Annotated in this window: 9 protein-coding genes; 3 read left to right on the forward strand and 6 right to left on the reverse strand. The window is 66.1% G+C overall.

Annotation, left to right across the window (positions count from 1 at the left end; genetic code table 11):
* Nucleotides 1–5: 5 nt before the first annotated feature.
* On the reverse strand, nucleotides 6–941 hold the full coding sequence (locus DMX10_RS11740) for a LysR family transcriptional regulator (protein WP_111261227.1): 936 nt from the start codon (nucleotides 939–941) through the stop codon (nucleotides 6–8).
* A 161-nt stretch (nucleotides 942–1,102) separates the two neighbouring features.
* Between DMX10_RS11740 and DMX10_RS11745 the strand changes: the two genes are divergently transcribed.
* Nucleotides 1,103–2,332 (forward strand): acyl-CoA dehydrogenase, encoded by a 1,230-nt coding sequence (locus tag DMX10_RS11745; RefSeq protein ID WP_111261228.1) that lies wholly within the window; start codon nucleotides 1,103–1,105, stop codon nucleotides 2,330–2,332.
* Between the two features lie 73 nt (nucleotides 2,333–2,405).
* Here DMX10_RS11745 and DMX10_RS11750 read toward each other — a convergent pair whose 3' ends face one another.
* The 4 genes from DMX10_RS11750 to DMX10_RS11765 all read right to left on the reverse strand — a co-directional run bounded on the left by DMX10_RS11750 (nucleotide 2,406) and on the right by DMX10_RS11765 (nucleotide 6,553).
* Nucleotides 2,406–3,434, reverse strand: a complete 1,029-nt coding sequence (locus DMX10_RS11750; RefSeq protein WP_111261229.1) for a MerR family transcriptional regulator — start codon at nucleotides 3,432–3,434, stop codon at nucleotides 2,406–2,408.
* Between the two features lie 74 nt (nucleotides 3,435–3,508).
* Nucleotides 3,509–3,640, reverse strand: coding sequence for a hypothetical protein (locus DMX10_RS33585; protein ID WP_276575295.1), 132 nt, complete (start codon nucleotides 3,638–3,640; stop codon nucleotides 3,509–3,511).
* Nucleotides 3,641–3,721: 81 nt separating this feature from the next.
* Entirely contained in the window at nucleotides 3,722–4,717 is a 996-nt protein-coding gene (locus tag DMX10_RS11760) for a TerC family protein (RefSeq protein WP_111261231.1), read from the reverse strand.
* A 465-nt stretch (nucleotides 4,718–5,182) separates the two neighbouring features.
* Nucleotides 5,183–6,553 (reverse strand): substrate-binding domain-containing protein, encoded by a 1,371-nt coding sequence (locus DMX10_RS11765; protein WP_111261232.1) that lies wholly within the window; start codon nucleotides 6,551–6,553, stop codon nucleotides 5,183–5,185.
* Nucleotides 6,554–6,847: 294 nt separating this feature from the next.
* Between DMX10_RS11765 and DMX10_RS11770 the strand changes: the two genes are divergently transcribed.
* Entirely contained in the window at nucleotides 6,848–7,174 is a 327-nt protein-coding gene (locus tag DMX10_RS11770; RefSeq protein ID WP_111261233.1) for a YegP family protein, read from the forward strand.
* A 67-nt stretch (nucleotides 7,175–7,241) separates the two neighbouring features.
* On the opposite strand, the gene xthA is transcribed toward DMX10_RS11770, so the two are convergent.
* Entirely contained in the window at nucleotides 7,242–8,054 is an 813-nt protein-coding gene (gene xthA / locus DMX10_RS11775; protein WP_111261234.1) for an exodeoxyribonuclease III, read from the reverse strand.
* Nucleotides 8,055–8,188: 134 nt separating this feature from the next.
* Between xthA and DMX10_RS11780 the strand changes: the two genes are divergently transcribed.
* Complete coding sequence (locus DMX10_RS11780) at nucleotides 8,189–8,842, forward strand: N-acetyltransferase (RefSeq protein WP_111261235.1); 654 nt, start codon at nucleotides 8,189–8,191, stop codon at nucleotides 8,840–8,842.
* Nucleotides 8,843–8,869 lie beyond the last annotated feature (27 nt).

Consider the following 8,869-nt stretch of genomic DNA (forward strand, 5'->3'; position numbering starts at 1 on the left):
GCGGGTCAGGCCTTCTCGGCTTTTTCGGCGCGCTGTTCCTGGGCGGTGACCTGCTGGCAGATCTCGATCATCTGCTCGCGCATCCAGCGGTTGGCCGGGTCTTGGTCGGTGCTCTCGTGCCAATAGAGGTGGGTTTCCAGGGAGGGCACGTCGTTCACCGGCAGCTCGACGTAGTGCAGTTCGTGGCGACGGGCGAAGCGCTCGGGCACGGTCATCGCCATGTCGGTGTTCTGCATCACGGTGGAGGCCATCAGGTAGTGCTGGGAGCGCAGGGCGATCTTGCGCTGGATGCCCATCTTGCCGAGGGACAGGTCGATGTAGCCGAGGCCGCTGCGGCGGCTGGAGATATGGATGTGGGTCAGCGACAGGTATTCGTCGAGGCTGATCTTTTCCTTCGCCAGCGGGTGGCCACGGCGCATGGCGCAGACGTAGCGGTCTTCCATCAGCTTGACGTGGCGCACCTGCGGGTCGGTGTTCAGCGGGGCGTCGACGGCGAAGTCCAGACGCCCGGCGGCCAACTCCTTGGTGGTCTCGCGGCGCTTGGCCAGGAAGCTCTCGATCTGCACGTTGGGGGCGAGACGACGCAGGCGCTGGAACAGCGGCGGCAGGATCACCGTCTCGGTGAGGTCGGTCATGCTGATGCGGTAGGTCTTGTTGGCCTGGCCCGGGTTGAAGGTGCGGCTTTCCTGGACCGAGATGCGCAGTTGCTGCAGGGCGTTGCGCACCGGGCCGATGATGTTCTGCGCCATGGGCGTGGGCACCATGCCCTGGGCGGTGCGCACGAAGAGCGGGTCGTTGAAGGTCTCGCGCAGGCGGGCGAGGGCGTTGGAAACGGCGGGCTGGGTGATGCCCACGATCTGCCCGGCGCGGGTCAGGTTGGCCTCGGTGTAGATGGCGTCGAAGACGATGAAGAGGTTGAGATCGACCTTGTTCAGATTCATTTTCGAGCGCACTCCGTAGGCTGTTTTTATCGGCGGATCATATATCGGTGATGAATGTTTATACACGGCGAAAATAGGTTAGATAAATCTTAATCGCTGTTCTAGCATCATTTCCACACCTCACCCGTACCCAGAAAACATCCGTCAGAAGGTAGCTCCGCATGGATTTCGCCTACTCCCCCAAGGTTCAGGAACTGCGTGAACGCGTCACCGCGTTCATGGACACCTACGTCTATCCGGCCGAGCCGGTATTCGAGCAACAGGTCGCAGAGGGTGATCGCTGGCAGCCCACCGCGATCATGGAAGAGCTCAAGGCCAAGGCCCGCGCCGAAGGCCTGTGGAACCTGTTCCTGCCCGAGTCCGAACTCGGCGCCGGCCTGACCAACATGGAATACGCACCGCTGGCCGAGATCATGGGCCGCTCGCTGCTGGGCCCGGAGCCGTTCAACTGCTCCGCGCCGGATACCGGCAACATGGAAGTGCTGGTGCGCTACGCCAACGAAGAGCAGAAGAAGCAATGGCTGGAGCCGCTGCTGCGCGGCGAGATCCGCTCCGCCTTCGCCATGACCGAGCCGGGCGTGGCCTCCTCCGATGCCACCAACATGGAAGCCCGCGCCGTGCGCCAGGGTGACGAGTGGGTGATCAACGGCCGCAAGTGGTGGACCTCCGGCGCCTGCGACCCGCGCTGCAAGATCCTCGTGTTCATGGGCCTGTCCAACCCGGACGCGCCGCGCCACCAGCAGCACTCGATGATCCTCGTGCCGGTGGACACCCCCGGGGTGAAGATCCTCCGTCCGCTGCCGGTGTTCGGCTACGACGACGCCCCGCACGGCCACGCCGAGGTGCTGTTCGAAGACGTGCGCGTGCCCTACGAGAACGTGCTGCTGGGTGAGGGCCGTGGCTTCGAGATCGCCCAGGGTCGCCTCGGCCCAGGCCGCATCCACCACTGCATGCGCTCCATCGGCATGGCCGAGCGCGCGCTGGAGCTGATGTGCAAGCGCGCCGTCAGCCGCACCGCCTTCGGCAAGCCGCTGGCCCGCCTGGGTGGCAACATCGACAAGATCGCCGACTCGCGGATGGAGATCGACATGGCCCGCCTGCTGACCCTGAAGGCGGCCTACATGATGGACACCGTGGGCAACAAGGTGGCCAAGAGCGAGATCGCCCAGATCAAGGTCGTGGCGCCCAACGTCGCCCTGCGGGTGATCGACCGCGCCATCCAGATCCACGGCGGCGCCGGTGTCTCCAACGACTTCCCGCTGGCCTACATGTACGCCATGCAGCGCACCCTGCGCCTGGCCGACGGCCCGGACGAAGTGCACCGCGCGGCCATCGGCAAGTTCGAGATCGGCAAGTACGTACCGAAGGAAATGCTGCGCAGCGGCCACTGATCGCCCGCGCAGTAACGAAGAGGCCCGCACGGGAAACCGTGCGGGCCTCTTTCGTTTCAGGCGGCGGAAGGCCTCAGGCGCGGGCGGCCATCAGGTGCCCCATGGCCTGGCGCAGGTAATGCAGCAGCGCGTCGCTGGCCCAGGAGCCGTGGCGCAGTTCCTGCTCGCTCACCAGCGCCTGGCGGATCTTCTGCTGGGTGGCCGGGTCATCCCCCGCATAGGAGCGGAACAGCTCCAGCCAGCGCCGGGCAAGGGCCAGGGTGGCGGGGGACGAGGCCGGGGCGCCGGACTCCATCTGCCGATGCACCTCGGCGATCAGCGGCGGCCACTCGTGCATGCGCGTGCCGTAGTTGGCCTTGAGGAAGGCGAACTCCTCGGGCGTGAGGTAGCGCTGGTAGATGGCCAGCTTGGTCTCGCTGAAGGCCTGGACCACATAGGCCATGGTCTGTGGGGTGATGCCGGTTTCCTCGCGCAGCGCCGGCTCCGCCTCGTGCATGGCGTTGAGCTTGGCGAACAGCACCGGGTTGGCGCCGGTATCCGCTTCCAGCATGGTCATCCAGGTACGCGAAAGCGCCTGCGCCTCCTCGGCCTGGGGTGGCACGCCCTTGGCGATCAGCGCCTGGACCCGGGCCACGAGCGCGGCCCATTCACGCCGCCGCGCTTCGTCCGCGTACAGGCGCAGTTCCTTCAGTTCCCCGTGGGAAAAATAGCTGTCGTACATGTTCATCAACTCCAGAGTGCCGAGCCATTCGGAGAGCTCCGGTTCCTGGCCGCTCTGCAACTGGCCACCGAGGGTGGCCAGGCGTTCGCGCAGGCGCTGGCGGTGGGCGATCTCCCGGTCGAGCTGGCGGATCTGCTGCTCGATGAGCGGGGACAGCGACGCCGGCGCCTCGTCCAGCCACGTGCCGATCTCGCCCAGGGACAGGCCCAGCTTGCGCAGGACCTGGATCTGGTGGAGGCGGGCGATATCCGCGCGGCCGTAGAGGCGGTAACCGGAACCCGAGCGCGCGGAAGGGCGGAGCAGGCCGATCTGGTCGTAATGGTGCAGGGTGCGCACGGTCAGCCCGCAGCGCTTGGCCAGTTCACCGACTTTCAAAGGCATGTCCTTGTCTCTCCTCGCGTGCCTGGCGGCATCCTCGGGCCTGACGTCGCGTGAGGGTCAAGCGCGCCCTGGAGTCAATCCTGGTGGGGGTGGGAGGGCTCCTGGGAAACGGCGTTGGCGGCGTCGCGCTGCTGTCGCAGCCACTCCAGGCGCATGTGCAGCTGGGCGGCGAAGGTACGCGCGGCGAGCTCTTCGTGGAAGCTCACCCCGCGTTGTCCCATCTTTACCTGCCAGATCACTCGACCCCGTTGTTCGAGCACTACGATCTGCACGTTTCGCATCGATTCTCAGTCTCCGGCTGAAGAGGCCTGCGGGCGGTTGCGCGTCTTGAACAGGGACAGCAGCACGCCACCGGCAAGCAGGCCAAAGGTTACGCCAAGAGAGAGCAGCGCGGGAATCTTGCCGATGAAGCCGTGCAGGAAGATCTTGCCGCCGATGAAGATCAGCACCAGGGCGAGGGCGTACTTGAGGTAGACGAAGCGGTGCATCAGCGCGGCCAGGGCGAAGTACAGCGAGCGCAGGCCGAGGATGGCGAAGATGTTGGAGGTGTAGACGATGAAGGGGTCCTGGGTGATGGAGAAGATCGCCGGCACGCTGTCGACGGCGAACACCAGGTCAGCCAGTTCGATCAGCACCAGGGCGAGGAACAGCGGGGTGGCCCAGAGCAGGGTGCGGCCGGAGGCGTCCTTCAGGCGCACGAAGAAGTGCGCGCCATGTATCTCGTCGGTGACCCGCATGTGCCGGCGCACGAACTGCAGCACGCGGTTCTGCGACAGGTCGCGCTCGGCCTCTTCGCGGGCGAACAGCATCTTCACCCCGGTGAACAGCAGGAAGGCGCCGAAGATGTAGAGGATCCAGTCGAACTCCTTCACCAGCGCGGTGCCCAGGCCGATCATCAGCGCGCGCAGCACGATCACCCCGAGGATGCCCCAGAACAGCACGCGGTGCTGGTAGCGGCGGGGGATGGCGAAGAAGCCGAAGATCATCGCCATGACGAACACGTTGTCCATCGACAGCGATTGCTCCACCAGGAAGCCGGTGTAGAACTCCAGCGCCGCCTGGGCGCCCAGCTCGTACCAGACCCAGCCGCCGAAGGCGACGCCCACGCAGAAGTAGCCGCTGTAGAGCAGCAGGCTCTCGCGCATCTCGATTTCATGCTGGTCGCGGTGCAGGACGCCGAGGTCGAACACCAGCAGGCCGAGGACGATGGCCATGAACACCAGCCACAGCCAGGTGGCGGTGCCGAGGAAATCGGCGAACAGGAACGTGTGCAGAGCTGACATGAGCCCCTCCTTGCTTGTCGTGTTGAATGCTCAACAGTGACTCCGACATGGCGGGTGCAAACCGTCAGAGGGGCCCGGCGTCACATGAGGGAAGGCTAGCGCAGCGATGGAATCCGGAAAACCGGCAAGGTTTCATTTCATTGCGCGCGGTCAAGGTTTTCGACTGCGCAAGGGGCGGGGAGTGCGAAGGGAATTCGGTGCTGGCTCCGACGGGGCGACTTCATCACCGTAGTGGGCCGGGCGGCGTTCCGCTTCAGCCCACCGCTCCGGCTTTCTCCAAAATCGGCTCCGCCTGGTGGAGGTAAAGAGCGACCTCCACCCTACGCAACGGTCATGCTCGGTGTCGGGCTGCGCGCCTTGTAGGAGCGAGCTCTGCTCGCGAAGCAGCCGGCAATCCCCAGAAAGAATCGCCCCTGTACGGAGCGAACCGGGCAGGGGCGACGATGACGCGGGAGGTCGGATCGATCAGTAGACCCAGACTTCCACCCGGCGATTCTTGATGCGGCCTTCCTCGCTGTTGGCCGCCACCGGCAGCTCATCGCCCAGGCCGGTGATCTCGCGGAAGGACACGCCGGCCTTGGCCAGCTCGCGGCGCACGGCCATGGCGCGCAGCTTGGAGAGGAGGGCGGCGCGGCCCGGGTCGGCCTTGGGGTCGCCGAAGCCCACCAGGGTCACCTGGTTGCTCAGCTTGCCGTTCTCCTTGAGGTAGTCCAGCACGCGCTCGACATCGCGCAGGGCCTTGTTGTCGAGGTTGGCGCTGCCCTCCTGGAAGCGGAAGTTCACCGACAGGCGCTGGGCATCGCGGGCCAGCTGCTGGTAGGCCCTGGGCATGTCGGGCTGGGCGGCGACCTTGACCGCCTGCACCGTCTGCGCGACGAAGCCGGTCTGGGCGACGATCGCCTGGCCGCGCGGGCCCTGGGCGAAGCGCACCAGGGCCTGGGCCCAGGGGTTCTTCTCGCCGGGCTTCATATAGAAGAACAGGCGGCGCGAGAGCGGGTAGTCCTCGGTGGCGATCTGCGTCACCGACGGCGCCATGGCCTGGGACTCGCCATCGGCGATGGCGGCGGCGCGGGACTTGCCCACCGAGGCGAGGCCGACGAAGCCGATGCCGGCGGCATCGGCGCTGACGGCTTCGGAGAGCTTGTCGTTGGATTCGAAGCGCTTGGCACTGGCGGCGAGGCTCTTGCCGTGGGCGGCCAGCACCAGTTCCTTGAAGGTGTCGAAGGTGCCGGACTTGTCGTCGCGGGCGTACAGGTGGATGGCACCGCCCTTGCCGCCGATCTCTTCCCAGGTCTTCACCTCGCCGGCGAAGACGCGTGCCAGCTCCTCGGTGCTCAGGCTGGTCAGGGTGTTGCCCGGGTTGACGACGATGGCCAGCCCGTCGATGGCGATCACATGCTCGCCGTAGCGGCTCTTCAGGTCGCCGAATACCGAGAGATCGCCGGCCTCGGCATCCTTGATCGGGCGCGAGGACGCGGCGAGATCGGCACTGCCGTCCTTGATGGCGACGAAGCCGGTGCCCGAGCCGTGGGCGGCCACGGTGATCCGCACTTCCCGGCCGTTGGGCGCGCTGCCCACCAGTTGCACTTCGTTCTCCTGGGTGCCGGGCTCCTGGCGGATGCCGCCCAGGCCTTCCTCCTCCATGAGGCCGCGCACCAGGGCCGGGCCGAGCTTGGCGCCGATGGTGTTGGAGCCCTGGATGCGCAGCACCGGGCTCTTGTCGGCGGGCAGGGGCAGGGCGGCGAACACCGACCAGGGCAGGGCGTAGCAGACGAAACCGAGCAGCAGCAGGCTGAGGGTCCGGCTCCAGATATCACGTTCACAGAGGTCGCGCATCGTGCGGCGGGCCTTATCGCTAGGGGTGGCTGGGAAATGCCGCGAGATTAAGTCAGCGAGGTGACGAAGATATGACAGGGCGCTCTGCCCTGGGCTCTTTCCGGCCCCTGCATGGACCAGGGCCTACGCCGGGTGCCCCGCTCGGCCGGCATACCGCTCGCGGTGACATCGGTATGGTTCGCAACTTTGTCTGGCCGGGCGGCAGGCAAGGAAGCTCAAGCGTCCCTCGCTCGCCCGTGCCAGGCACCAGGCCTCGTTTTTGGGGTGCATCCACGCGTAGCTAAGGAGTTGGAAATGGCTAGTTGGTTCGAGCTGAAGAAGTATGGCAATGGTGAGTATCGCTTCCGCCTGAAGACCCGGGAGGCGCAGGTCGTGCTGCAGAGCGGCCGCTACCCCTGCCGGGACAGCGCCGAGAACGCCATCGCGCTGTTCCGCAACCATTGCGCCAACGAAGACCGCTACGAGCGCCGCATGGCCACCGGCGGCAAGAACTATTTCCGCCTCAAGGCCGGGCGCGAGGTGATCCTCGAAAGCCACCTCTATGATTCCGAGCCGACCCTGGAAGCGGCCATCGAGAACATCATGACCCTCGGCACCACGCCGAAGATCGAACGGGTCTGAGTGCGGCGCAAATGAAAAAGCCCATCGTGAGATGGGCTTTTTTGTGCCTGCCGGAACCCGGGCGGGGTCAGCTCAGCTCCAGCCAGATCGGTGCGTGGTCGGAGGGTTTCTCCATGCCGCGCAGCTCGTAGTCGATGCCGGCGTCCCGGATGCGTGCCTGCAGCGGGCTGGTGGCCAGGATCACGTCGATGCGCAGGCCGCGCTTGGGGTCGTCCTCGAAGCCGCGGCTGCGGTAGTCGAACCAGCTGAAGCGGTCGTTCACCTCGGGGTGGAGGTGGCGGAAGCTGTCCACCAGGCCCCAGTTCTTGAGGGTCGCCAGCCATTCGCGCTCCTCGGGGAGGAAGCTGCACTTGCCGGTCTTCAGCCAGCGCTTGCGGTTCTCCTCACCGATGCCGATGTCGCAGTCTTCCGGCGAGATATTGATGTCGCCCATCACCACCAGCGGCTGGTCCGGCTGGAAGCGGCCCTGCAGCAGTTCCTGCAGGTCGGCGTAGAAGCGCTGCTTGGCGGGGAACTTGATCGGATGGTCGCGGCTCTCGCCCTGGGGGAAGTAGCCGTTCATCACCGTCACCGGGTTGCCCTGGGCATCGGCGAAGGTGCCGTAGATGAAGCGGCGCTGGGAATCCTCGCCATCGTTGGGGAAGCCCTTGTGCAGGGCCAGCGGCTCCTGGCGCGAGAGCAGGGCGACGCCGTAGTGGCCCTTCTGGCCGTGGTAGTGCACGTGGTAGCCGAGCTTGCGGATGTCCGCCTCGGGGAACTGGTCGTCGGCGACCTTGGTTTCCTGCAGGCCGATCACGTCCGGCTGGTGCTTGGCGATCAGCGCTTCGAGCTGGTGAGGACGGGCACGCAGGCCGTTGATATTGAAGGAAACGATCTTCATGACTGAGCCACCCTGGAAAAACGCCGATCCTAGCCCATCGTCGGCACGCCCTGCCACCCGTGTGGCGAGGCCCTGGGGGCGGTGCTACCTTGCCTGTGGGCCTGATAACCACATAACAAACGAGGTCACCGTGAATGCCCGGATACGTACCCACCGCGCCGGTTGAAGTCCGCATGCTCGACGGCGGCTATGCCCGCGAGGCCCGCTCGCTGCTCTACCACGCCTACCGCCACGAACCCACCTTCGCCTACCTCTTCGAGGCCGAGCGCGCCGGCTATGACCAGCGCGTGCGTGCCACGGTGCGCGAGCTGGTGCAGCAGCATTTCCTCGAGGACCTGCCGGCCATCGGCCTGCTGATCGAGGATCGCCTGGTGGGTATCGCCCTGATCGCGCCGCCGCAGCGCCGGCTGGACATCACCGAAAGCTGGGGCTGGCGGCTGCGCATGCTGATGACCACCGGTTTCCGCTGCACCAAGCGCTACCTGGAGTACCACGACGCCGTGCTCGCCTGCCTGCCGCCCGGGCCCTACCACGTGCTGCCGCTGCTGGGCATCCACCCGCAGTTCCAGGGCAAGCACCTGGGCGAGAAGCTGCTGCAGGCGTTGCATGACTGGTGCGCCGAGGACGCCGGCTCCCAGGGCGTGGTGCTCGATACCGGCAACGCGCGCTACCTGGATTTCTACAAGCGCCAGGGCTACGAGGAGATCGGCGAAGTGGCCCTCGGGCCGGTGCGGGAGCACGTGTTCTTCCATCCCAACCCGACGCCGGCGCTGCAGGCGAACGCCTAGGAAGACTTCCGGCAAGCCGTGCTAGCA

This window comes from Pseudomonas sp. 57B-090624 (assembly GCF_003234055.1).
Lineage (GTDB): Bacteria > Pseudomonadota > Gammaproteobacteria > Pseudomonadales > Pseudomonadaceae > Metapseudomonas > Metapseudomonas tohonis.